The 24709-nt window shown below is 38.6% G+C and carries 25 protein-coding genes; 12 read left to right on the forward strand and 13 right to left on the reverse strand.

Translation table 11 applies throughout. The annotated features are described in order from the left end of the window. Positions 1 to 53: 53 nt before the first annotated feature. A complete protein-coding gene (locus tag Q4597_RS12515; RefSeq protein ID WP_215441298.1) occupies positions 54 to 1262 on the reverse strand; it encodes a pyridoxal phosphate-dependent aminotransferase in 1209 nt (402 codons plus the stop codon). Positions 1263 to 1356: 94 nt separating this feature from the next. Further along, on the reverse strand, positions 1357 to 2460 hold the full coding sequence (locus tag Q4597_RS12520) for an acyl-CoA desaturase (protein ID WP_215441299.1): 1104 nt from the start codon (positions 2458 to 2460) through the stop codon (positions 1357 to 1359). Between the two features lie 107 nt (positions 2461 to 2567). On the opposite strand from Q4597_RS12520, the gene rsmG reads away from it, so the two are divergent. Continuing rightward, positions 2568 to 3203 carry a 16S rRNA (guanine(527)-N(7))-methyltransferase RsmG gene (rsmG, locus tag Q4597_RS12525; RefSeq protein WP_289041699.1) on the forward strand — a complete coding sequence of 212 codons (636 nt, stop codon included), beginning with the start codon at positions 2568 to 2570 and terminating at the stop codon, positions 3201 to 3203. A 541-nt stretch (positions 3204 to 3744) separates the two neighbouring features. Here rsmG and Q4597_RS12530 read toward each other — a convergent pair. From Q4597_RS12530 to Q4597_RS12550, 5 genes are all read right to left on the reverse strand, one after another. Next, positions 3745 to 4257, reverse strand: a complete 513-nt coding sequence (locus Q4597_RS12530) for a DinB family protein (RefSeq protein ID WP_303406456.1) — start codon at positions 4255 to 4257, stop codon at positions 3745 to 3747. A gap of 118 nt (positions 4258 to 4375) precedes the next feature. Beyond that, positions 4376 to 6004, reverse strand: coding sequence for an L-glutamate gamma-semialdehyde dehydrogenase (gene pruA, locus Q4597_RS12535; protein WP_303406457.1), 1629 nt, complete (start codon positions 6002 to 6004; stop codon positions 4376 to 4378). Positions 6005 to 6212: 208 nt separating this feature from the next. Continuing rightward, complete coding sequence (gene apaG / locus Q4597_RS12540; RefSeq protein WP_215441304.1) at positions 6213 to 6599, reverse strand: Co2+/Mg2+ efflux protein ApaG; 387 nt, start codon at positions 6597 to 6599, stop codon at positions 6213 to 6215. A gap of 11 nt (positions 6600 to 6610) precedes the next feature. After that, positions 6611 to 7738, reverse strand: coding sequence for a DUF3667 domain-containing protein (locus Q4597_RS12545; protein WP_215441306.1), 1128 nt, complete (start codon positions 7736 to 7738; stop codon positions 6611 to 6613). A 32-nt stretch (positions 7739 to 7770) separates the two neighbouring features. Continuing rightward, entirely contained in the window at positions 7771 to 9015 is a 1245-nt protein-coding gene (locus Q4597_RS12550; RefSeq protein ID WP_215441308.1) for a DUF5103 domain-containing protein, read from the reverse strand. Positions 9016 to 9167: 152 nt separating this feature from the next. On the opposite strand from Q4597_RS12550, the gene Q4597_RS12555 reads away from it, so the two are divergent. The 8 genes from Q4597_RS12555 (at position 9168) to Q4597_RS12590 (ending at position 16762) form a co-directional block, all read left to right on the forward strand. Next, positions 9168 to 10520, forward strand: a complete 1353-nt coding sequence (locus Q4597_RS12555) for a Na(+)-translocating NADH-quinone reductase subunit A (protein WP_303406458.1) — start codon at positions 9168 to 9170, stop codon at positions 10518 to 10520. A 3-nt stretch (positions 10521 to 10523) separates the two neighbouring features. Beyond that, entirely contained in the window at positions 10524 to 11798 is a 1275-nt protein-coding gene (locus Q4597_RS12560; RefSeq protein WP_215441312.1) for an NADH:ubiquinone reductase (Na(+)-transporting) subunit B, read from the forward strand. Between the two features lie 2 nt (positions 11799 to 11800). Then, positions 11801 to 12550, forward strand: a complete 750-nt coding sequence (locus Q4597_RS12565) for a Na(+)-translocating NADH-quinone reductase subunit C (protein ID WP_303406459.1) — start codon at positions 11801 to 11803, stop codon at positions 12548 to 12550. 1 nt (position 12551) lies between these two features. Next, the gene (locus tag Q4597_RS12570) at positions 12552 to 13199 is read left to right on the forward strand and encodes an NADH:ubiquinone reductase (Na(+)-transporting) subunit D (RefSeq protein ID WP_215911779.1); all 648 of its coding nucleotides are present in this window, start codon (positions 12552 to 12554) and stop codon (positions 13197 to 13199) included. 21 nt (positions 13200 to 13220) lie between these two features. Then, complete coding sequence (gene nqrE, locus Q4597_RS12575) at positions 13221 to 13967, forward strand: NADH:ubiquinone reductase (Na(+)-transporting) subunit E (RefSeq protein WP_038235043.1); 747 nt, start codon at positions 13221 to 13223, stop codon at positions 13965 to 13967. 2 nt (positions 13968 to 13969) lie between these two features. Next, positions 13970 to 15277 (forward strand): NADH:ubiquinone reductase (Na(+)-transporting) subunit F, encoded by a 1308-nt coding sequence (gene nqrF / locus Q4597_RS12580; protein WP_215911777.1) that lies wholly within the window; start codon positions 13970 to 13972, stop codon positions 15275 to 15277. Positions 15278 to 15390: 113 nt separating this feature from the next. Further along, the gene (locus tag Q4597_RS12585; RefSeq protein ID WP_215441316.1) at positions 15391 to 15759 is read left to right on the forward strand and encodes a Na(+)-translocating NADH-quinone reductase subunit F; all 369 of its coding nucleotides are present in this window, start codon (positions 15391 to 15393) and stop codon (positions 15757 to 15759) included. After that, the gene (locus Q4597_RS12590; protein WP_303406460.1) at positions 15752 to 16762 is read left to right on the forward strand and encodes an FAD:protein FMN transferase; all 1011 of its coding nucleotides are present in this window, start codon (positions 15752 to 15754) and stop codon (positions 16760 to 16762) included. Before Q4597_RS12585 ends, Q4597_RS12590 begins: the two co-directional genes overlap by 8 nt. Here Q4597_RS12590 and Q4597_RS12595 read toward each other — a convergent pair. Genes Q4597_RS12595 through gpmI form a run of 3 tightly spaced genes read right to left on the reverse strand, consistent with a single transcriptional unit; the run spans position 16759 to position 19940 of the window. Then, a complete protein-coding gene (locus Q4597_RS12595; protein WP_215911774.1) occupies positions 16759 to 17529 on the reverse strand; it encodes a class I SAM-dependent methyltransferase in 771 nt (256 codons plus the stop codon). The genes Q4597_RS12590 and Q4597_RS12595 overlap by 4 nt on opposite strands. 42 nt (positions 17530 to 17571) lie before the next feature. Beyond that, the gene (gene map / locus Q4597_RS12600; protein ID WP_215441319.1) at positions 17572 to 18390 is read right to left on the reverse strand and encodes a type I methionyl aminopeptidase; all 819 of its coding nucleotides are present in this window, start codon (positions 18388 to 18390) and stop codon (positions 17572 to 17574) included. Positions 18391 to 18422: 32 nt separating this feature from the next. Then, positions 18423 to 19940 carry a 2,3-bisphosphoglycerate-independent phosphoglycerate mutase gene (gene gpmI, locus Q4597_RS12605; RefSeq protein WP_303406461.1) on the reverse strand — a complete coding sequence of 506 codons (1518 nt, stop codon included), beginning with the start codon at positions 19938 to 19940 and terminating at the stop codon, positions 18423 to 18425. Positions 19941 to 20281: 341 nt separating this feature from the next. On the opposite strand from gpmI, the gene Q4597_RS12610 reads away from it, so the two are divergent. After that, positions 20282 to 20674: an ankyrin repeat domain-containing protein gene (locus Q4597_RS12610; protein ID WP_215911772.1), complete on the forward strand. Its 393-nt coding sequence runs from the start codon at positions 20282 to 20284 to the stop codon at positions 20672 to 20674. A gap of 109 nt (positions 20675 to 20783) precedes the next feature. Here Q4597_RS12610 and Q4597_RS19765 read toward each other — a convergent pair whose 3' ends face one another. The 3 genes from Q4597_RS19765 to Q4597_RS12620 all read right to left on the reverse strand — a co-directional run bounded on the left by Q4597_RS19765 (position 20784) and on the right by Q4597_RS12620 (position 22696). Continuing rightward, positions 20784 to 20951 (reverse strand): DUF6747 family protein, encoded by a 168-nt coding sequence (locus tag Q4597_RS19765; RefSeq protein WP_317195445.1) that lies wholly within the window; start codon positions 20949 to 20951, stop codon positions 20784 to 20786. A gap of 208 nt (positions 20952 to 21159) precedes the next feature. Continuing rightward, a complete protein-coding gene (locus Q4597_RS12615) occupies positions 21160 to 21924 on the reverse strand; it encodes a M48 family metalloprotease (protein WP_303406462.1) in 765 nt (254 codons plus the stop codon). A gap of 37 nt (positions 21925 to 21961) precedes the next feature. Further along, positions 21962 to 22696, reverse strand: coding sequence for a M15 family metallopeptidase (locus tag Q4597_RS12620; protein ID WP_289041747.1), 735 nt, complete (start codon positions 22694 to 22696; stop codon positions 21962 to 21964). Between the two features lie 272 nt (positions 22697 to 22968). Here Q4597_RS12620 and Q4597_RS12625 point away from each other — a divergent pair, with 272 nt between their 5' ends. Next, positions 22969 to 23436 carry a TlpA disulfide reductase family protein gene (locus Q4597_RS12625; protein ID WP_303406463.1) on the forward strand — a complete coding sequence of 156 codons (468 nt, stop codon included), beginning with the start codon at positions 22969 to 22971 and terminating at the stop codon, positions 23434 to 23436. Further along, entirely contained in the window at positions 23436 to 24674 is a 1239-nt protein-coding gene (locus Q4597_RS12630) for a hypothetical protein (protein WP_303406464.1), read from the forward strand. Before Q4597_RS12625 ends, Q4597_RS12630 begins: the two co-directional genes overlap by 1 nt. Positions 24675 to 24709 lie beyond the last annotated feature (35 nt).

Here is a 24709-nt window from a genome sequence, read left to right on the forward strand (position 1 = left end):
AACCCCGTTAATAGTTACTATTAACGGGGTTTCAAAAAATTTTTAAGTTACTTCTATTGAAGTGCTTTTTTAATTCTAGAAATAGCCTCTCTAATTTCGCTCTCCGCGGCAGCGTAAGAAATACGAATACAGTTGCCGTTCCCAAAGGCATCTCCGGTAACAGTAGCTACATTTGCATATTCCAATAGGTACATGGCAAAATCCGAAGCGTTGTTAATGGTAACACCATTTAAGGTTTTTCCAAAATAGGCGGTAACATCAGGGTAAACATAAAACGCTCCGTCAGGTTCGTTACATTTAAATCCTTCTATACCGTTCAATAGCTCAAGGATAATAGCTCTACGTTCCTTAAACTCGTCTACCATATATTTTATGCGGTCTGGAGACTCAACCAATGCGGTAATAACGGCACGCTGTGCAATACAGTTGGCACCACTAGTAACTTGGCCTTGTAGTTTGTTGCAGGCACGGGCTATGTAGGTAGGACCTCCAATGTAACCAATACGCCATCCGGTCATGGCAAATGCTTTTGCAACTCCGTTTACGGTAACCGTACGGTCAAACATATCTTCAAAAGCGGCCATAGAGGCATGCTTGGTTACTCCGTAGTTAATGTGTTCGTATATCTCATCACTAACGACTATGATTTGTGGGTGTTTCTGTAAAACATCTGCCAATGCGCGTAACTCTTCTTTGCTATAGATAGAACCACTTGGGTTACAAGGAGAGCTGTACCAAAGCATTTTGGTCTTTGGTGTAATAGCAGCTTCTAATTGCTCGGGCGTCATTTTAAAGTCGCTCTCTATGCTTGTAGCAACTTCAACAGGAACACCGTCCGCTAATTTTACAATATCACTATAACTTACCCAGTAAGGACAAGGTAGAATAACTTCGTCACCTTCATTTAGAACCACCTGTGCAATGTTGTACAAAGCTTGCTTGGCTCCTGTAGATACTACAATTTGAGAAGGTTCGTAGCTAATACCGTTATCTCTCTTGAATTTGGTGATAATAGCATCTTTTAAGTCTACATATCCGTCTACAGGTGTATAGGAATTATAGTCTTGGTTTATGGCGTTTACGGCGGCTTCCTTGATGTAATCAGGAGTGTTAAAATCAGGCTCGCCCAAACTTAAACCGATTATATCTTTTCCCGCAGCACGTAATTCGCGCGCTTTAGCGGCCATTTCCAAAGTAGCCGAAGGTGTAAGGCTATTGATACGGTCAGAAAGTTGATTTTTTGTGGCAGTTGATGGTGTCATAATAAAACTAAGGTTTGTACACGAAGCAAATTAAATAACTCATAGACCGTTACTCTCTAAATTACTTGTGCTAATAAAGTTTCTTAAATTACGTTTATTGCAGGTTCAGGGCAGGTCTTTTACCCAGTTCCTTTAAATGTTTAAAGTGCGAAATTATAGCTTTTCGGGTAGTTTCATACTCGTGGTAAGGCAAATTAAACTCCTTTGCCGTTTCTTTCACAATTTCTGCAATTTTTGTGTAATGTACATGGCTAATATTTGGGAAAATGTGATGCTCTACTTGATGGTTCAATCCACCTGTAAACCAATTTACAATCCTATTTTTAGTGCCAAAATTTACCGTAGTGAATAACTGGTGTATGGCCCATGTGTTTTTCATTGTACCCGTTTCATCAGGTAATGGGGTGTCTGCATCATCAACTATATGTGCCAATTGAAATACTACACTTAAAATAACACCGGCAACGTAGTGCATGATAAAGAAGCCAATAAGTATTTTCCACCAAGCCATATCAACAAAAATAAGGGGTAGAACAATCCATATAGTTATGTAAAGTATTTTTGTAATTACCAAAGTACTCCAATTTACGACCGGATTAGGTAATTTGCCGTATGAAAGCTTTCGTTTCATGTAGCGGTACATCTGCTGAAAATCTGTAGTTATGGCCCAGTTAAAAGTTAAAAGTCCATACAGGAAAACAGAATAAAAGTGTTGAAATTTATGATGCTTTTGCCATTCTGCATGTTTGGAGAAACGCAGAATACGCCCTGCTTCCATATCTTCATCGTGTTCATGAATATTGGTATAGGTATGGTGCAGCACGTTATGTTGCACTTGCCAGTTATAGACATTTCCCGCTAGGATGTATATACTACTTCCCATAAGTTTGTTCACCCATTTTTTATTGGAATAGGCGCCATGGTTACCGTCATGCATTACGTTCATGCCAACACCGGCCATACCAACCCCCATAACTATGGTAAGAAGAAGATTGGCCCAAGTAGGCAAACCTAAGGTTAGTATCAGGAAATAGGGAGTTAGGAAAATGGCGAACATAATTACCGTTTTAAGGTGCAAGCGCCAGTTGCCTGTCTTTTTTATCTTGTTCTCCTTAAAATAATCGTTGACCCGCTTGTTCAAGGTTCTAAAGAACTGTGCGGAATCTTTTCTGGAGAATCGTACTGTTTTTTGGTCCATATGAATAATATTATTGATAGATATCGTAGAAATGTAAAGCTTTAATTATCGATAAAATATTATTTCATCGATGAATATAGTAGTTTTGCAACCATACAAATATACACATGACTGCCGAATTAGTTTTTAAATATTTTCCCAATTTATCAGATCTACAGCAAAAACGTTTCATCTTACTTGAAGAATTGTACAAAGATTGGAACCAAAAGATAAATGTTGTTTCCCGGAAAGATATAGATGAACTTTATCTAAGGCATGTTCTTCATTCCATCGGAATAGCTAAGGTTCAGCAGTTTAAGGAAGGTTCTTCCATCATGGATGTTGGCACTGGGGGTGGTTTTCCCGGTATTCCTTTGGCTATTTTGTTTCCCGAAGTACAATTTACTTTGGTAGATTCTATCGGAAAAAAAATAAAAGTGGTCAATGAGGTTGTTGATGGGTTAGAGCTTGATAACGTCACTACAGTGAACTCTAGAGTAGAAGAGGTAAAAGGCCAGTACGATTTTATTGTGAGCAGGGCTGTTGCGGCAATGCCAACTTTTGTACATTGGGTAAAGGGCAAAATAAAGAAGGAGTCACAACATGAAAGACGAAACGGAATTCTTTATTTAAAGGGAGGAGATTTATCCGAAGAGCTTAAAGAATATAAGGCCATAGAGATGTATGACCTTACGAGTTATTTTGATGAAGCTTTTTTTGAAACTAAAAAAGTGGTCTATTTACCTATGAAATTTAAGGGTTAGCCTATAAGCTCAATAGGTGATAATACGCCTTTCTGTATTTTCTAGCATAAATTTTTAAATGTCCCCATACGTGTATGATTAGACAGTCTGCTATCATTCGTGATCTACTGTATGTTTTCTGCATGTCCATAATCTTCATTTTTTACAGTTACTACAAAGTACGTAATTATTACGTTTAATTTACAATTACTTAACGTTAAATTTACACTAAAAGTATGTTTTGCTGATTTTTTACTCAATTTAGAACTGAAAATCAGCTTTATATACTACTTTTTCACGTTGTGTTTGATATTAAAAACCAAATCTATGCTTAGAAGAATAGTGATTTAAGTAATTGTAAATCAGTATTTTGTTACTTATAAGTTCTCCATTGTTGCAATTTTTGAATTGCGATATGTAGTGTGTTTGTTATTTTAATGTAAATATAACGTTAACCAGAGGGCTAAATTGTGCAGTTTGTCGGTAAAATTTGAAAACAGGACATAAAAAAGCCCCTGAAGTATAATTATACGGCAGGGGTTTTTAGTTTTTTTTCGTGTTCTTATTTGCTCCAAGGCGGAGTAACTCCGTTTGAGCGTGCGTAGGCTATTAACTGCCCTTTGTGTTCTCCATTATGTTCCATCATGGCTAGAAGTCCGCCAAGCATATTCATTTTAGCAAAGCCAAAATCTACTTCGGTGGCAAATTGATCATCTTCTACTAGAACGATTTTTTCAAGAACAAATTCATTAGATTTTTTAAGTGCGGCAATAATATTTTCTTTTCCTGTTATTTTAGACAGGTTCATCATATCAACATCTTCTGGTGGGGCGAATCCCATTTTTGAAGCTAAGTAGTAGTTTGCCCCGGCAACATGTAATAGTGCTTCTGCAACGGAATTAACTCCTTCGGTAGGTCTCCAGTCGTATTGTTCTTCGGAAAATGCTTCCGCTAGTGCAACTACTTGTCCTTGGTTACCTTGTAATACACCTTGAATGGTGCTCTGTGTTAATTTTTCTTGTGCATAGGTCATGGCGCCTACCATGAAAAATGCAATCACTGCCAATTTTTTCATTTTTTTCATTTTTAGTGGTTATAAAAATTCCCCAATCCTTCTTTTTAAAAAATGGGATTGGGGAATTTAATTAAAATTGACCATAGTTTTCTTATGGTCAGAATTATTTAATGGTTTTTTATCCTAAAAAAGGATATCTGTAGTCCGTTGGGGTTACAAATGTTTCCTTTATAAGTCTAGGTGAAACCCATCTTAATAAGTTTTGTGCAGAACCGGCTTTGTCATTTGTTCCGGATGCTCTTGCTCCGCCAAACGGTTGTTGGCCGACTACGGCGCCTGTAGGCTTATCGTTTATGTAGAAGTTACCCGCACAGTTCTGAAGTGCTTTTGTAGCTTCGTCAATTGCGTACCTATCTGTGGCTAATACGGCACCAGTAAGGGCATATTCAGAGGTTTCGTCAACTAGTTTTAAAGTTTTGGACCAATCTTTATCTTCATATACATATATAGTAACAACAGGGCCGAATAGTTCGGTTTCCATAGTTGTATACTTGGGGTCTGTAGTTAAAATAACAGTTGGTTCAATAAAGTAACCTTTGGATTTGTCATAGTTTCCACCGGCAATAATCTCTGCATTGTCATCCTTCTTGGCTTGGTCAATATATTTGGCCAATTTATTAAAAGAACCTTCATGAATAACCGCCGTTATAAAGTTGGACATATCTTCTGGACTTCCCGGTTTGTTGAAAGATGCTATGTCTTTCTTTACTGATTCAAGAATCTCTTCTGAAAGGGATTTTGGCAAGTAAACGCGAGATGCGGCACTACATTTTTGACCTTGGAACTCAAAACTTCCACGAACAATAGCTGTAGCTACTTGTTGAGGTTTGGCCGAAGGATGTGCTATGATAAAATCTTTTCCACCGGTCTCACCAACTATTTTTGGGTATGTTTTGTAGGTGTGAATATTGTTTCCTATCTGTTTCCAAAGTTCCTTGAACACGTGGGTTGAACCTGTAAAATGTATACCGGCAAAATCTGGGCTGGCCAATACAGTCTCGGTAATCATTACGGGGTCACCGTAAACTACGTTAATAACCCCATCAGGAAGACCGGCTTCTTTAAAGATGTCAACAATAACCTTTGCGGAGAAAATTTGGCTATCGCTGGGCTTCCAAACCACAACGTTACCCATCATAGCCGCACTTGCAGGAAGGTTTCCGGCAATAGCGGTAAAGTTAAAAGGGGTAATGGCATATACAAAACCTTCAAGAGGTCTGTATTCTACACGGTTCCAAATCCCTTCTGCGGAATCAGGTTGTTCCTCGTAGATTTGTGACATGTATTCTACATTAAAACGAAGGAAATCAATCAACTCACATGCCGAATCAATTTCTGCTTGGTGAATGTTCTTTGATTGTGCGATCATTGTTGCCGCATTGATTTTTGCACGGTAAGGTCCGGCAATCAATTCGGCGGCTTTTAAGAAAATAGCGGCACGTTGCTCCCAAGTTAGGTCTGCCCATGCGGATCTTGATGCCAAACAGTTGTCAATAGCTTTGGTTACATGTGTTTTTTCTGCAACATGATAGTGGCCAACAACGTGTTTATGGTCGTGTGGGGGAGACATTGGCTTGGTATTGCCTGTCTTAATTTCTTGGCTACCTATATATAATGGTATATCCTCGTTGCCGTTAAAATAAGAACGGTACTGTTCTAGGACTTCTTCTCTTTCTGGAGAGCCCGGCGCATAACTTTTTATGGGTTCGTTAATCGCTGTCGGTACATGAAAAAAACCTTTGCTCATAATACTATAATTAAGTTTTAATAGAGTCCAAAGGTAGGATTCTTAAAGCGAATAAAAAATTGCTGAAGCACTAATGAATCACATGAAAAGTGCTAAAAAAAACTTAATTAAATTAAAGGCAAATGTTTTTGTTCTTGTTGCGTAAGCAGTCTGCTAACAGATTGTTAGGCAAGAATCAAAATCACTATAAATATTGAAAGTAGAAGGCCTAGTTTAATGCAAAAGGTGCATGGAATTTAAAAGTGGGGATATATACCCTGAACTTTTCGGTAGAGCTAAAGTTGACCATATTGTAGTGGCCTTTCATGGCTCCTATAGGAGAAGTTAAAAGGCACCCAGAAGTATAGGTGTGCGATTCTCCAGGTTTAATAACCGGCTTTTTGCCAATTACACCTTCGCCATCTAGAACTTCTAGCTCGTTTAACGCATCGTAAATTTTCCAATGACGGGAAGTAAGTTGAACCGAGTCCTTACTTTGGTTCTCTATGGTAATTGTGTAGCCAAAAGCAAAATGCATTTTATAGTTCTTGAAGAATGTACCTTCAAAACTAGTGTTTACCGAAATTTTGATGCCCTTGGTTACTTGTGTTGTCATATGTTTTCCTTCTAAAAGGTGATAATGTTACCGGTAAATAGTAGTACCGTTGATAATATAGCCAATATAAAAAAAATAGTATTCAGAAATAGATATTTAACAATAGTTTTAAATACGCTCTGATCGTAAAAATTTCGCATAGCAGCAAAGAGGTATGTCGAAAAAATCATTAAGAAAATCCAATTGCTCTGAATTTTGAAAATAGAATCAATCAAATAGCTAATAATGAGCAAGATAAACAATAACGCTGTGTTGTGAAAACTAAAGATCAAATGATCGGTATAACTATATTTTTTTCTGATATACATCAGCCAAATAAACAGGGTAAACACGGGTAAAAAGAAAAATATGACAAATGGTAATTTAGATATTAGGGTGCTTAGAAAAGTTCCGGGAGACCTCTGGAACTTTAAAAATCCGTTTGCAATGTTGAAAATTACTTTATTTTCAAAGGTGTGGGGAATTTGATATGTGTTCGTCACGTCTTGAAAGTCATATATAGTATCATTTTTTAAGAGCGTGGTAAAAAACTCCCGTTTTTTGTTGTTGCGGTCACTTAAAGAACCTTGGTCTATTTTTTTGAAATACATTATGGGGTCTAAAAGTATTGTAGAATCGCGCTTCCGTTTTTGTTTTATATAATTATCATAGTGCACTATCTTTCTAAGGGAGTCTATTGTTACGGAAAGTTCAGCAGTGTCTTCTTCGTTTATTTCATTGGCCCATTCATAGACCAAGTTTTCCGCTTTTGAAAAGTCTTGAGAACCGTACTTGTCGTATTTTGAGAAATTACTGCTAAAGTTTATGATCAAGAAATAGATTATGGCAAGACTTAATAAAAACCGAAAAGGATTTGTGTAGGAAATGCGTTTGCCGTCTATATAACTTTTGGTGATTTTTCCCGGTTTTATCAGCAAGGTAGAGAGTGTGCGAAGCAATCGGGAGTCATAGGAAATTAACGTCCCAAAAAACTCGTCAAGGTAATCTTTAATGGTAATTTTCTTTGTACTGTTCGCCTGCGCGCAATTAGGACAGTATTTATCGCTCAGGTCTAGAGGGTGTCCGCAGTTAAGGCATTCTGTGCCTCGGTAGTTTAAATTATATCTTCCTTTTCCGGAGACGGTGGGTTTGTTGGTCATTTATCCAAAGGGTATTCAAGGATAAATATAATCTAATTACTGATATTTCTTGAGTTTGCCGAACCAACGCCAATAATACTATCGTATAAATCGCCAAAATTTCTATAATAAACTAATATAAGGTAGTTGTTTTCGGTAAAATGAAAGTTTCCGCCAATTGTATTGGTTTCAATGGTGCCGTCTTCACGCTTAATAACATACTTGTAGTTGTAGAAGCCCTGCTTTAATTTTATGTGGGCCTCCATCATGCCGTTGTCCTCGTTGTAGTTCATCTTATTTTCATCGGACAAGGCGTAGTTATTGAATTTTCCGTAAATATAAACTTCGTCTAGCTCCAACCTTTCATCATAAGGTAGGGAAAAATGAACCATGGTGTATTCGGCTTCTCTAGAATTGTCTTCGCCCTGTAACGTGCGAATTACAAAGTCTCCGTTAATATCCGGATAATAGGTGTAGGGATGGTCCGATCGGTAGCTGTCCGCAAATAAATAGTGATTGTAAAGATCGTTGATTTCTATTCTTGAAATTTGAGAAGTTGGTGCCCTCAGGTCGCTGGTGTCAAAATTTAAAAATTCGTTGCCTCCATAAAAACTGGTTTCCTGATCATATTTGTATACCAGTTCTGTACCTATTGTGTACTGCGGGGCCACGTCATAAAGAGCGGTTTCCCATTGGTGATTCTGCACAATAGCTACTTTCACTTCTTTTTTAGGGTTTACCAGTTGAAAGTTGCCGGCGTTAATGTTGAACTGAACAACTTGTTTTTCATTTATAAAATTGAAATCACGGGAACGTTTAATGCTTCCGCCTACGGTAACGATATCCTTAAACACAACAAAGCGTCTGGAAAATTGAAGCTCATAACTGTCATTATATATCTCTAGAACGTAATTTCCGCTAACTTTTAGGCCTACATTTTCGTTAGGAATGGATAATTTGTAGTTGGAGTAGGACTGTAGTGTTGAGTAGCTGTTCTCGTAATTAATGATGCGTTGGTTGTCTACACCGTTCAAGTATTGCGATTTTAAAAGTTGGGAGGGTTGCCAATCGTAATTACAATGTATGATTTTGTAATAGTAGTCGCTCTCGGAGGCTGTTGTGTCATCAAACTCCAGTTTTATGGTCTCTCCGAGCTCCACAACAGGAAATTGGTCTTCCGTAGGTCCGCCAAAAATAACTGTCTTAATATTTTCGGGCGGGTTAACTTCCGTTTGAACCTGAGCGTATAAAGATGAAGTTAGGGTAAGGAGAAAAACCAATATAATATTCAAGCGCATTACCTGCTATTTTTTGCTGTAAAGGTAAACAAAAAGCGTACCTAAAAAATTTAGATCGGTGTGTTGTCCAAATTTCTAGGCATTTATTATGAAAACAATCCTTTTAGTATTATTTTTGCTCGAAATTTTGTTAACCTAAGGTCTAGAACAATATGTCTAAAGACATCAGGATTAAAAAGGGCTTGAACATAAAACTTGTTGGAGCTGCAGAGCAAACTACCTCAAAAGCCGTTTTAAGTAACGTTTATGCAATAGACTTAAACGATTTTCACGGAGTCACACCTAAAATGCTAATTAAGCAAGGTGCTGAAGTCAAAGCGGGAGAACCACTTTTTTACAATAAAAACAAGGAAAGCATGCTTTTCGTTTCGCCTGTTAGTGGCGAGCTGGTTGAGATTGTAAGAGGAGCGCGAAGACGCATTCTTTCATTGAAAATTTTAGCGGACAAAGAGCAAACGGGTATTGCGCATGATTTGTTGAACGTAGAAGGTGCTTCTAAAGAAGAAGTGAAAGCATACCTTTTAAAAGGAGGGTGTTGGCCTTTTATTAAGCAACGTCCGTACGATATTATCGCAGATCCGGATACGAATCCAAAAGCGATTTTCGTTTCGGGCTATGTTACCGCTCCTTTGGCAGCCGACTTGAATTATGTTTTGCAAGGAAAAGAAAAGGAACTTCAGGCGGCCATTACCGCTTTGGGTAAATTAACGCCCGGTAAGGTTCATGTTTCCGTTGGAAAATCTGAAAACTCGCCATTGGCCGGTTTAAACGGTGTGGAACTGCATAAAGTTTCGGGTCCGCATCCCGCTGGTTTGGTAGGAACGCAGATAAATAAAATAGACCCGATCAATAAAGGGGAAACGGTTTGGACCGTAACGCCTCAGGATTTAGTGATAATAGGAGAATTACTATTGACCGGGAAATTTAATGCAGAGCGTATTGTTGCCTTGGCTGGTTCTTCGGTTAAAGCGCCAAAATATTACAAAACTAAAATTGGAACTGAGATTTCTACCTTTTTATATGGTAGCGGTGTAGAAGGTGATAACTTTAGGGTGATAAACGGTGATGTGCTTACGGGTTCAAAATCAGCTCCTGATGGTTATTTGGGGTATTATAACAATACAGTGACCGCTATTCCTGAGGGTGATGATTATGAGTTTTTTGGCTGGAATAAGCCAATCTTCAATAAAATATCGGCTACAAGAGCATTAACTTTCTCTTGGATGCAACCGAATAAAAAATACGACCTTACTACAAATACAAACGGAGAGCACCGTGCTTTTGTGGTTACCGGAATGTATGAAAAAGTATTTCCGTTGGATATTTTTCCTATGCAGTTGCTTAAGGCTTGTATGGTGAAGGATTTAGATGAGATGGAGCAACTGGGGCTTTATGAAGTAGCGCCGGAAGATTTCTCGTTGACTGAGTTTGTTTGTGTTTCCAAGCAACCACATCAACAGATTATTAGAGAAGGATTAGATCTATTGCATAAAGAAATAGGATAAAAGATGAGTGATAAAAAACTGACTTTCAAAAAAAGGTTGCACATTTTAAAGCACCATTATAGGGGCAAAAAAATGGCTCCTGCATTTAATGCGTTGCACACATTTTTGTTTGCTCCAGATGAAACCACACATTCGGGTTCTCATGTTAGGGCAGCAGATGATTTAAAGCGTACCATGAACACGGTTATTATGGCCTTGGTTCCGGTATTGCTTTTTTCAATGTTCAATGCAGGGTATCAGCATTATTCGGCTATTAACGGTTTTCCTGCGGAATTTTCGTTAATGAACGATTTTCTTACTTGGGACAATTTCTGGATCGGAATTATAAAAGTACTTCCGTTAGTAGTTGTATCCTACGGGGTAGGTCTGTTGATCGAATTTATTTTTGCCGTTATTAAAGGCCATGAGGTAGAGGAAGGTTATTTGGTTACTGGTATGTTGGTGCCGTTGATCGTTCCTATTGATACACCACTTTGGATGTTGGCTGTAGCCGTAGTCTTTGGTGTGGTAATCGGTAAAGAAGTATTTGGTGGTACGGGAATGAACATTCTTAACCCAGCGTTGACGATTAGGGCTTTCTTGTTCTTTGCTTATCCTACTTGGATGAGTGGAGATAAAGTTTGGGTCTATGAAGCTGTTGAGCGTGCTGGTGGCCCAGATGCTATTTCAGGTGAAACTATATTAGGTTATTTGGCACAGAATAAAGGGGCGGAAATGTCGTATTCTATCTCTGATATGTTCTTTGGTTTTATTCCTGGTTCAGTAGGTGAAACTTCAACATTCTTGATTCTTTTAGGAGGGTTGTTCTTGATCTTTAGTAAAATTGCTAGCTGGCGTATTATGTTAAGTGCCGTTATAGGTTCTTTGGTAATGGGCTTGATATTTAACGGCGTAGTTGATGCGGGTTGGATTGGAGAAACCAGTAAATTTTACGGTTTAATGAGTTTTGATTTCTGGCAGCATCTTATTGTTGGTGGTTTGGCTTTTGGTATTGTCTATATGGCAACCGATCCGGTTACGGGTGCACAGACCAACCGTGGTAAGTGGTTTTACGGTTTCTTTATCGGTTTCCTTTCGGTAATGATCCGTGTATTTAACCCAGCGTATCCAGAAGGTGTTTTCTTAGCGATTCTCTTAATGAACGTATTTGCACCAACAATTGACCATTATGTGGTTCGTGGAAACGTAAAACGTAGAATGAAACGATTGAAAAATGCAACCATCTTGCCAAAAGATTCAGCTGGCAAGGCAAATGAACTTCACGCAGAAACCGTATAATCATGGCAATCAATACAGATAAAAATTCATACACCGTTATTTTTGCTGCCGTTATGGTAGTGATCGTAGGGTCTATTCTTGCTTTTATGTCTTCGAGCTTAAAAGATAGAATTACCGAGAACGAACGGTTCGAAAAACAACAGAACATTCTTTATGCCATGGGCGTAAACGATAATGTTGATGAGGGTAGTGTAAATTTTGTTTCGACCGATAAGGTAGAGGGAGAGTTTAAAAACTATATTAAAGAGCAGTTGGTTATTGAAGGTGATAAAATCACTGAAAATGATGAAGCTTATTTAATAGACATGAAAAAGCAAATGGCAATCGCTGGAAAAGGCGAGACCCCTAAGCTTCCTTTAATGATAGGAGAGAAGGATGGTAAAAAATACTACATCATTCCTATGTACGGAAAAGGGCTTTGGGATGCTATTTGGGGCTTTATTGCTTTGGATGATAAAATGGTTGTACAAGGTGTTTACTTTGATCACAAGGGGGAAACTCCAGGTTTGGGTGCAAACATCAAGCAACGTTATTTTATGGATGACTTCACAGGAGAAAGCATTCTTAAAGGAACCGAATATGCTGGTATTGCTGTTGCAAAGGGTAATAATGACCCGTTGAACAATACTAAGGATGATAATGAAGTAGATGCTTTAGCTGGAGCCACAATTACTGGTAACGGTGTTTCTGCTATGATCAAAGAGAGTCTAAATCTCTATAAGGACTATTTACAAACCGTTAGCGTAAAATAATATGGCACTATTAACAAAAAAAGATGCAAGTTTAATAACGGATCCGTTAGCGGATAATAACCCGATTACCATTCAGGTATTGGGTATCTGTTCCGCCTTGGCAATTACCGCCGAACTAAAAGCTTCGATTGTAATGGCTGTTGCTGTAATGTTCGTTTTGGGCTTAGGTAACGTGGTCATCTCTTTAATGAGAAATGTTATTCCTTCAAAAATTAGGATTATCGTACAGTTAATTGTAGTTGCTACTTTGGTGATTGTGGTTGATCAAGTGCTTAAGGCCTTTGCTTACGAGCTTAGTAAAACCTTATCCGTATTCGTTGGTTTAATTATTACCAATTGTATTATTATGGGACGTTTTGAAGCTTTTGCTTTGGCTAACGGTCCATGGAGATCCTTTTTGGATGGTATAGGAAATTCGCTAGGGTACGGTGTTATTTTGATAATCGTAGGTTTTTTCAGAGAGCTTTTAGGTTCAGGAACTCTTTTAGGGTATAAAGTTTTAGGCGATCCAATTGCCAAAACCGGATTATACGCAACAGGCTATGAGAACAACGGATTTATGATTATTCCACCGGCAGCACTTATTGTTGTGGGTATTATCATATGGGTACAGCGCTCAAGGAATCCTGCACTTGTAGAAGATAATTAATTAAGGTAAAAAGATAGAATTATGTTAGAGCATATAGAATTATTTTTTAAATCCATCTTTATAGATAACATGGTATTTGCCGTGTTCTTGGGGATGTGTTCTTACCTAGCGGTTTCCAAAAAAGTAGCTACTGCCGTAGGTTTAGGGGCGGCTGTAATCTTTGTACTTGCTGTTACCGTACCGTTGAACTGGTTGTTAGATCAATATCTATTGAGAGATGGTGCTTTGGTATGGTTAGGGCCTGAATATGCAGATTACAATTTGAGCTTTCTTTCGTTTATTCTCTTTATCGCAACCATTGCAACAATGGTTCAATTGGTAGAAATTGTAGTAGAAAAGTTTTCTCCATCATTATATAACTCATTGGGTATTTTCTTGCCATTAATTGCGGTAAACTGCGCTATTTTGGGTGGTTCTCTGTTCATGCAGGCAAGGGATATTCAAACTTTAGGTCTGGCACTTAATTATGGTGTTAGTTCTGGTATTGGTTGGTTCCTGGCTATTTTGGCCATAGCTGCTATTCGTGAGAAAATTAGATATTCAAATGTACCCGCTCCGTTAAGAGGCTTGGGTATTACATTTATCATTACAGGTTTAATGGGTATCGGTTTTCAAAGTTTTGGAGGTATGTTAACTGGAGGTGACGATGCTGCTCCTGTGGAGGAACAACGTATGGATTACGATAAGGTATCCGAAAATAAAGAGAAAGAAAATAAAGAAGAGATCGATAGTAAAGAGGTCTCTTATAACGACGCCATAAACAAATAGATATGCTATTAGCTACAAGCACTGGAGGAACGATTTTAATTACCGTTGTCGCCTTTATGATACTATTGATGGTATTGGTGGCCCTTTTATTGTTCACCAAAGAAAAACTGTCTCCATCAGGACCGGTTACCATTACAATAAACGGAGAAAAGAAAATAGAAGTTGGTTCGGGAAGTTCGTTACTTTCAACCTTAGGTAACCAAAAAGTATTTTTACCATCTGCCTGTGGTGGAGGTGGTACTTGTATTCAGTGCGAGTGTCACGTTCTTTCGGGAGGTGGAGAAGCACTTCCTACTGAGACACCTCACTTCTCTAAAAGAGAATTGAACGCTGGTGCTCGTTTGGCCTGTCAGGTAAAAGTAAAGCAGGACATGGAAATTACCATTCCTGAAGAGGTATTCGGTATTAAGAAATGGCCGGCTAAAGTAGTGCGTAATTATAACGTTGCTTCTTTTATTAAGGAATTTGTAGTAGAGATTCCAGAGGATATGGGTTACAAAGCTGGTGGTTACATCCAGATTGAAATTCCAGAATGTGAGGTAAAATATGCGGATATAGATATTACTGCACACCCGGAAGAACACGAGACTCCGGATAAATTCCAAGCCGAATGGGACAAGTTTAACCTTTGGCCATTGGTTATGAAAAACCCGGAAACGGTTGAAAGAGCCTATTCCATGGCTTCTTTTCCTGCAGAGGGTAGAGAGATTATGTTGAACGTACGTATTGCTACGCCACCATGGGATCGTGCTAAAAATGGATGGATGGATGTAAACCCAGGTATTGCTTCGTCATACATTTTTAACCTTAAACCTGGTGACGAATGTACCATTTCTGGACCTTATGGTGAGTTCTTTATCAATGAGTCTGATTCAGAAATGTTATATGTAGGTGGTGGTGCAGGTATGGCCCCAATGCGTTCTCATTTATATCACTTGTTCAAAACATTAAAGACCAATAGAAAAGTTACCTATTGGTACGGTGGTCGTTCAAAAAGAGAGTTGTTCTATTTGGATCACTTTTATAAGCTTGAAGAAGAATTTCCAAACTTTAAGTTCTACCTAGCATTGTCCGAACCGTTAGAAGAGGATAATTGGAAGGTTAAGGAGAACATAGATGCTCCTGGAGATGGTTTTGTAGGTTTCATTCACAACTGTGTTATTGACAACTACTTAAGCCACCATGAGTCACCAGAAGATATTGAATTGTATTTCTGTGGTCCTCCATTGATGAACAAAGCTGTGCAAAAAATGGGTGAAGACTTTGGTATTCCCGATGAGCACATCCGCTTTGATGATTTCGGTGGATAATACGATTTTTATTGTCAAAGGAGTTCAGATTGAATCTGGCTCCCGAGCAAAACGAATAAATAGAAAAACCGATGTTTACGCATCGGTTTTTTTGATCTAATCTTTCTAGCGTTATGGGAAAACCATTAACTGAGCGAGAACTACATAACCTAGCCATGAATATTGTAGGCAAGGAGCTTGAGGCACAAGGGTATGATTTTATGGGAGTCAATAGCGAACCTAAAAGGAATCCGCAGTTTGTTTGTCTAAAGGATAAAATATTGCATTTTATTGTGGTGCGTCATGTACCATATCCACAAAATCCTCATGTGTATGATGAGGCTCTTATGTTAAAAATGAAGAACCATGCGAACAAGCACGAAGCCAGGACTTATTACGCTGGTGTGGGACTTTCTAACGCTGAAAATCCAGAATTACCGGTGTACTTGAATGAGCCTTATGCTGTAGATTATATCGGTTTAATTGAAATAAAGGATGAATAGATTTTTAATGTTTTTTGGTACGTTGTTGTTATGCTCCTGTGGAGGTAATCCATCCGGCATGGTGCGAAATGAAAGTTCCGGTGCTGCGTTAGGAACTTCCTATAACCTAATATACCTGTCCAAGGAAAATCTGGACCTTCAAAAGCAGGTAGACTCCGTTTTTGACGTTATTAATCATTCATTATCTACATATATTTCGGCTTCGGACATTTCTAAGATCAATAAAGGCGATTCTACTTTGGTTGTTGATCATATGTTCAAAGAGGTTTTTGAGCTCTCACAGGAAGTGTATGGTGCTACAAACGGGTATTTTGACCCTACTGTAGGTACACTGGTAAACGCTTGGGGTTTTGGGCCTGGCAAGCAAATTCAGATGGATAGCACCCGTGTGGATAGTTTGTTGCAATATGTGGGGTTTGATAAAGTGGAACTTACAGCAGAAAATAGAATAAAAAAATCCGACCCTAACATCTACTTTGATTTCAATGCAATTGCAAAAGGATATTCCATAGATCGATTGGCAAAGTTAATGGACGCAAATGGAATTGATAATTATTTGTTGGAAGTAGGAGGGGAGCTGGTAGCAAAGGGACAAAATCAAATAAAGCAAAAGCCTTGGATCGTTGGTATTGATGATCCAACGGTTGAAAATGAAAGAAAGTTAAAGACAACCATCCGATTAGAGAACAGGGCCTTGGCATCATCGGGCAATTACAGGCATTTTAGAAAGGACCCGGTCACCGGATTCAAGTATGTACATACTATTGACCCTATAACGGGTTTTACCAAAAATGCCAATACACTTGCGGCTACGGTTCTTGCAGATAATTGTGCTAAGGCAGATGCTTTTGCCACTTCGTTCATGGCTATGGATTTGGACCAAGTGTCCAAAGTATTGACCCTTAATCCCGAACTTGAGGCTTATCTTATTTTTATAAATGAAAAGGGGGAAACAGATGAGTTTATGAGTCCTGGCTTTAAAGAGTTGGTGACCAAGAATTAAAGTGGTTTTTTAACTAAGGGGATTATTTCGCCTTTGGCCAAACGATACCTATCAATGGTTTCGGGAGAAAGGATGGCTGTGTAATCTACTTCCTCCACAATAAAACCAATACTTCTCAATTTTTCAAAATAATCCCAGCCGTAAATACGTACATGATCGTATTGTCCAAATATTTTGGTGCGCTCTTTTTTATCGGTAATGGAATCGTCTTCAAATGTGGTTTCGCGTTCTAGATCTTGAGGGATTTGCAATATGGCCCATCCGTCTTTTTTTAATACACGGTATAGCTCTTGCATAGCTTTTGTATCGTCCGGAATGTGCTCAAGTACGTGGTTGCAAAGAATTACATCAAAGGAATTATCCTCAAAGGGAAGGTTGCAAATATCCGCTTTTACATCTGCTAAAGGAGATAAAAGATCGGTAGTTACGTACTCTAAGTTTTTAAGTTTTCTGAAACGTTTGTAAAAAGCCTGCTCAGGTGCAAAGTGAAGCACTTTTAGTCTCTTGGTAAAGAAATTAGTTTCGTTTTTTAGATAAAGCCATAACAGCCGATGTCTTTCTAAGGACAAAGTAAAAGGAGACAGTACGTTCTCTCTAGGGCTTTCATATCCATAGGGTAGAAAACTCTTGAATTTTTTACCGTCAATAGGGTCCTCATAACGATTTCCGCGCATCCATAAACCCAATAATGGCCTCACCAGGTAACTTAGTTTAATAAGTAAGGGCCTAGGAACGGCATTTAGAATAAACTTGAAAATTTTGGACACCTATTACATCAATTAGCACAAATTAGCTTTGTTCACCCTAACTTAAAGAACCAATTTTTCCTTTCGGAAATTGTCTTCTTCATCAGTTTCAATGCCTAAAGCATCGTAAATGTACTGATACGTAGAGAGCAATTCAGGTTTACCATCTACAATAGCCACATTGTGCTCAAAGTGCGCGCTTGGTTTGCCATCTGCAGTTAAGATGGTCCAACCGTCCTTAAGTTGTTTTATACGTCTGGTTCCCATATTGATCATAGGTTCAATAGCTACTACCAGACCTTCCTTAAATTGCTTGCCGCGGCCTCGTTTACCGTAGTTGGGCATTTCCGGGCCTTCATGCAATGATTTGCCCAAACCATGTCCTACCAACTCACGAACAACACCGTACCCGTGGTTCTCACAGTAATTCTGAATGGCAAAAGCAACATCGCCAACGCGGTTACCAGCCTTAAATTCTGAAATACCAAGGTATAAGGATTCTTTGGTTACTTTTAAAAGTTTTGCGGTTTCCGGTGCAATTTCACCAACAGGAAAGGTGTAGGCATGATCACCATAGTATCCGTTTTTTAGTGCACCACAATCCACAGAAATTATATCGCCTTCTTTTAAAGGTTCTGCATTAGGTATACCGTGAACCACTTGAGCGTTAGGGCTCATGTTTAGTGTATTCGGAAAATCGTACATACCTAAGAAACCTGGTTCAGCGCCCTGTTCCCTGATAAAATCTTCTGCTAGTTTATCAAGATATAGGGCGTTGACACCTGGTTTGATTTCCGATGCCAGCATGCCCAAAGTTTTTGATACGACTAAGGCGCTTTCGCGCATTAGTTCTATTTCCTCGGGTGTTTTTAATTTAATCATAGCGGCAAAGGTAAAAATAATTGATGTATTCTTTATACAAGAGCTTCTCTCGTCATTAATTCCGGTTGTGGTACGCCCAGTAATTTTAAAATGGTAGGGGCAATATCACCTAAAACACCATCTTTAATTTCTTTTATATCCTTATCTACCAAGATTAGTGGAACTGGATTAGTGGTGTGTGCAGTGTTAGGGCTACCATCTGGGTTGACCATAGTTTCGCAGTTACCGTGATCAGCTATAACAATGGATGTATAACCATTTTCAAGACCTGCAGTTACAACCGCTTTGGCACATTCGTCTACTACTTCGCATGCTTTAATAGCGGCAGACATAACACCTGTATGCCCTACCATATCCGGATTGGCAAAGTTCAGGCAAACAAAATCTACCTCGCCTTTTTTCAGTTCGGGAATAATAGCATCCCTAATCTCATAAGCGCTCATTTCCGGTTTTAAATCGTATGTAGCAACCTTTGGAGAAGGACATAATAGGCGCTGTTCACCATTAAAAGGTTCCTCACGACCACCATTAAAGAAAAAAGTAACGTGTGGGTATTTTTCAGTCTCTGCAATACGTATTTGCTTCTTATTGGCCCTTTCTAAGACTTCACCAAGAGTATCTTCAATATTTGCTTTGTCATAAACCACATGAACACCGTTGTAAGAAGCATCATAGTTGGTTAAAGTAACGTAGTACAGTTTTAGTTTGTGCATGTTCTGTTCATGCATATCTGTTTGGCTCAATACCTCAGTAAGTTCTCGGCCGCGATCTGTTCTGAAATTAAAGAAAATAACCACATCATCTTCCGTGATTTTAGCAACTGGGTTCCCGTTACTATCGGTCATGACAATAGGCTCTATAAATTCATCGGTAATGTCGTTATCGTAATTTTCTTGCATTTTAGCAGCAATGTCCGTAGTCTTTTCGCCTTCGGCATTTACCATAACATCGTATGCTTTTTTTACGCGTTCCCAACGTTTATCACGGTCCATAGCAAAATATCTTCCCACTACAGAGGCTAATTGGGCATTTTTATCGGCGCCAAATGAACTAAGTTCGGTCAAGAATTTTTTCCCACTCTTGGGGTCAACATCCCTACCATCCGTAAAGGCATGAACGTACATGTTTTTTACACCGGACTCATTACCGGCTTCAATAAGACCTTTTATGTGATTTATATGACTGTGAACACCGCCATCACTTACCAAACCTAAGAAATGTACGGGCTTGTTATTTTCTTTTGCATAGGTGAAAGCATCCTTTAGGACCTTCTCATCTTTTAAAGTGTTTTCCTTAACGGCCAAGTTAATTTTTGCCAAATCTTGATATACGATACGGCCAGCACCTAGGTTCATATGACCTACTTCGCTATTCCCCATCTGACCTTCGGGAAGGCCAACGTTCATACCATCGGTAAGAAGATTTGCGTTTGGATAGTCCTTATATAGGGAATCAACAAATGGAGTATTTGCATTATCTACGGCGGAGACCTCGGGATTGGGTGATTTGCCCCAACCATCAAGAATCATAAGTATTACTTTTTTGTTCATGGCTATGATAAATTAGATTTTCAAAAGTACAGTGATCTAAGAGGAAATGCCAATTATAAAAGGGCTTTTTTAAAGTGATTTTAGCTTTGTTAGAGATGCCACATTTTAGGGAAATTGGTGAATATTTTTAATGAAAATAGAATATGCCCGTAATTTAAGTGGATATAAAAAAAGGATTTTAGGACTTGGTTTAAGTCGCTAATCGTCAGTGTTTTACTTAGTTTTTGGGGCGTCCTAAATGTTAAAGTTAAGTTATCGTCTGTTTTTTCCTGTAACAAAATCTGAATTCTCCAGTCTACTTTATACAATCAAATACAATTCATCAATTTAAATCATTCATCATGAGAAAAACGTTTTTAACCTTCGCAACGGCCTGTTTGGTCGGAACTTCCGCCATAATGGCAAATGACACTATTACGACCATGAACACTTCAACTTATGAAATGTTCAGAACCGTAGAACTAAGTTCTTTCTGTAAAGCAATTATGCAGGGAGATTTGGATACTGTAAAGAAATTTATAGAGCTAGGAGAGGATGTTAACAAAAAATCTATGGGTATGACACCGGCAATTTTTGCCGCACGTTATAACAAAGCAGAGATTTTAGAACTTTTGATTGCCAACGGGGCTAATCTTAAAATTAAAAGTGATAAAGGATACTCTGTTAAAAAATACGCAGAACTTTCCAATGCTACAGATGCCCTAAGGGTTATTGAAACAGCTATGGGAAGCTAAACATTTTGAATTAGCTAATTGCTCTTTAAAGCGAGAAACCCGATCATAAACATATGGTCGGGTTTTTTTTCATATAGTATCTCGTAAAAGAGCGGTAAAGCGGTGCGAATTAAAATTCAAATCCGTTCAGGGCTCTGTGTACAAACGCGTAAACAGCCATAAACAACATTAATCCACAAAATACCGAGTAAACCTTTAAAAGTAGTACTACTAATTCAGGCTTGCAGTTCTCGAATGCTTCGGTATACAAATTTTTAAGATGCAATAGTGTTCCCATATAGTTTTATTTTAGATGTCTTGTCTAGGGACATCGGTTAATTTAAAAGCTATAAGGAGTTAAATTGCTGCGTTAGCAACGGTAGTATTTGGGAGCCGTAAAGATAGTTAAATTAGCACACAAGCCCTTGCATTTCAACGAATTTAACAACCGTTCAAGGGATTTGTAAAATAAAAAAATAAAGGCTTTAGAAGACTTTCTAAGAAACTTATTGGTTCTTGTATTTTTCTATGGATTCCTCTATCTTTTCTATTCTATTTTCTGGGTCAGGGTGAGAGCTTTGAAATTCGGGAACCCGGTTTGGACCTGCGGCCGCTTTTAGAATTTCCATTACTTTGATCATTTCTTCTGGCTGGTAGCCGGAATTCATCATGAGGAGAACCCCTAGATCATCACTTTCCAATTCATCGCCGCGACCATTTTTTAAAAGAATGTTCTGCCCAATACCACCAATAAGATTACCTGCATCTGCACCCACGGAGGCACCGGTGGCAAGCAATTGCCAATGCTCACTTTCTGCAATACGTTCTGCGGAATGCCTACCAATAACATGGCCTATTTCATGACCAAGTACACCTGCCAATTGTGCTTCATTTAGTTGTTTGAATAGAGCATAGGTAATAAAAATAGGGCCGCCGGGCAATGCAAAGGCATTAATAGTTTGATCATCGGCCAATAAATGAAAATCATACTGATAGGGAGTTTCCCGCGCTATACTGTTTTGTACAAGCTTGTTGCCTACCTGGTCTACATAAGCCTGTAGTTTTTCGTCTGGATAAAGACCGCCATATTGTTGTGCGATTTCCGGAGTGCTTTGGAGACCGATAGCAATCTCTTGTTCGGCACTCATGTTTATGGTCTGTACCCTTCCTGTATATGGGTTTTCTTCTTTGCTGCTACAACGCTTAATAAAGGCGAATGCAACAATGGCCAAGCCAATGAATATCCTGATTTTCCAACTTCCTCTTCGCATGGTATAGTGTTCTTTTGTAGCTCAATATACAAAAGACCTACAGAAGTTCAGTATTGATATCCAAGATATTGTCTTGGATATAGCTGGTTAAGAAGCCTTCGGTAAAATGTTCGCTGCCGTAAAAATCTTCGTCTTTTAGCAACTGCATAATGTTCTTTCTGCGAAATTCGGTTAACATAGGTACGGAAATAGGGGCGTAGCTGTAATGCCATGGCTCGTATTTAAACCCTCTTCGTCCAGGAACATCGGTGTAAACCAAATGAAAGTCAAAACTCTTTGCGTTTTCGTCCATCCATTTTTTAAAATCGGCATAAGGTTCGCCCTCGGCGAACTTGGAAGGCACGAGCATGTCTCCTTTTACATTTCTGTTTCCATCAACAATGTCAATATCCGTTCCCCAATGATGTCTGCTGGTCCCGGGTATAGTAGAGTATTCTATAATTTTGTCAATGGCCTCTAAAGGTTCCATATTATTGTCGTCTGTATATTTTAAATATTTACGTTCCCAAATAGAACGTTGACGCTCAAAATTACGGTAGCTGGAAACCACTTTTAAATCAATGCCATCACTGTACGCGGCTTTTTTCATTTCAATAAAAGCATCATGGGCCTCTTTGCGCAAGTTTATGCCTTTTCCGTAAAGCTTTATATCTGTTTTGCCCATTAATTCTAAGATGCTATACTCAAAATCTTTGGAGAATGCCAAATTGGGCAATGCTGCTAAAGTAATGCCTGCAATTCCACTTTTTTTTATGAATGCTCGTCGTTCCATCATACCATTTTTGAATTTAATCGTGTTCACAATCCAAACAAAGATACCCAAATTTGGTGCCAAGATTAGATTGTAGTTATATTGATAACGTTCATAGGTGCATTTATCGTGTAATGAACCTATTTACTATTTAAAAATTATTTTCTTCTGTACCATTTTTAGGAAAATGACTTCCGCTAGGCTACAGACTTTAGGTATCTTTACAATCTATATTCCGTAACTGAAGAATGAAGATACGTTTGATGTTTTTAGTAGGTTGTCTATTCTGGACGATGTCTTGTAAGAAGATAGGTAAAGAGAAGAATTCAGCCGAAAAAAGTCAAGACATTTCCGTTGAAACTGAACAAAAGGAGGCAGTATTCATGGATTTGGAGGGGAATGCCGTTTCGTTGTCCGATTTTAAAGGGAAACGCATTTTACTTAATTTTTGGGCTACATGGTGTAAACCCTGTATTCAAGAAATGCCCAGTTTAATGCAGGCTAAACCCGTTTTGGAACAAGAAGGGTATGTTATTCTTTTGGCTTCGGAAGAATCTCTGAAAACAATTCAGAAATTTAAACAGACCGTACCGTACAAATTTAAATATCTAAGGTATACAGGAGGATTGGTCCAATTTAGTGTGCACGCACTTCCTACTACCTTTATTTTCAGCGAATCTGGGGAAAAGGTTCATGAAATTATAGGTGCCACTACGTGGGATTCACCGGAAATGATCAAAAAATTAAAAGCTATAGAGTAATGAAAAGTGTAGGGTATGCCGCAATGGGTATTATGGTCTTGCTGGTTTCTTGTAAAGAGGTTCCCAAACAAGAAGAGGTTAGTAATACGGAAAGCAAGAAGAAAATTGTAAACCCTCTGGTTTCGCCTGTAAAGAGCGGTAGTTCATTACCTAGTTTATTCACTGCCAATGATGGGGCTTTACTGTCATGGGTTCATGAACTAAATGATTCTTTGGCCGAGTTTAAATTTACCCGATTAGCTGAAGGCGAATGGACGGAACCGGAAACCATTGTTCAGGGTTCCGATTGGTTTATTAATTGGGCCGATTTTCCAACGATTGCGGAAAACAACGGAAACTTATTATCGCATGTACTCAGGAAATCTTCCAAAGAAACTTTTTCGTATGACATTCAGTTACATCTAAAGTCTAATACGGATGTTTCTTGGCGTACGAATCTGCCCTTGCATACGGACGGTACTAAAACGGAACACGGTTTTGTAACCATGTTGCCATATAACGAAGATGCATTTTTTGTTACGTGGTTAGATGGTAGAAACACCGGAGGTGGAGGCCACGGTCATGAAGGGAACATGAATATCCGCGCTGCGGAAATAGCAGTAAATGGAACGGTCAGTAATGAGGTGCTTTTGGATGCCAAAACATGTAGTTGCTGTCAGACTACAGCGGCAATTACAGATAATGGCCCGGTTGTCTTATATAGGGATAGAACTGATGCTGAAATAAGGGATATTGCCATTACGAGACAGGTAAATGGAAAATGGACGGAGCCTAAATTTATTTTTGATGACGGATGGGAGATAAACGGGTGTCCCGTTAATGGTCCCAAGGCCGATGCTATTAATAATAACCTAGCCGTTGCTTGGTTTACTGCCGTAAACAACGAACCAAAGGTAAAACTGGTTTTTTCTTTGGATGGAGGTGAAAATTTTGATGCTCCTATTCTAATTAGTGATAACACTACTATGGGTAGGGTAGACCTTATTTTGCTTGATAAGGAAAATGCTATAGTTAGTTGGATGGAGACTGTTGACGAAGAAGCTCAGATTAAGACGGCAAAGGTGAATCGTTCCGGTGAAATGTCAAAAGCGATTGTTGTTAGTAAGCTTGGTGCTTCTAGGAAAACAGGATTTCCACAGATGACTTTAGTTGGGGATAAGGTTTATTTTGCATGGACAGATGTTACCGAAGACCTATCAACCATAAAAACGGCTTACATATTCTTGAACGATTTTTAGTTCCGGGCACATGGGGGTTTAAAAATTAAAATAGC

It is taken from the genome of Zobellia sp. 1_MG-2023 (assembly GCF_030549125.1).
Classification (GTDB): domain Bacteria; phylum Bacteroidota; class Bacteroidia; order Flavobacteriales; family Flavobacteriaceae; genus Zobellia; species Zobellia russellii.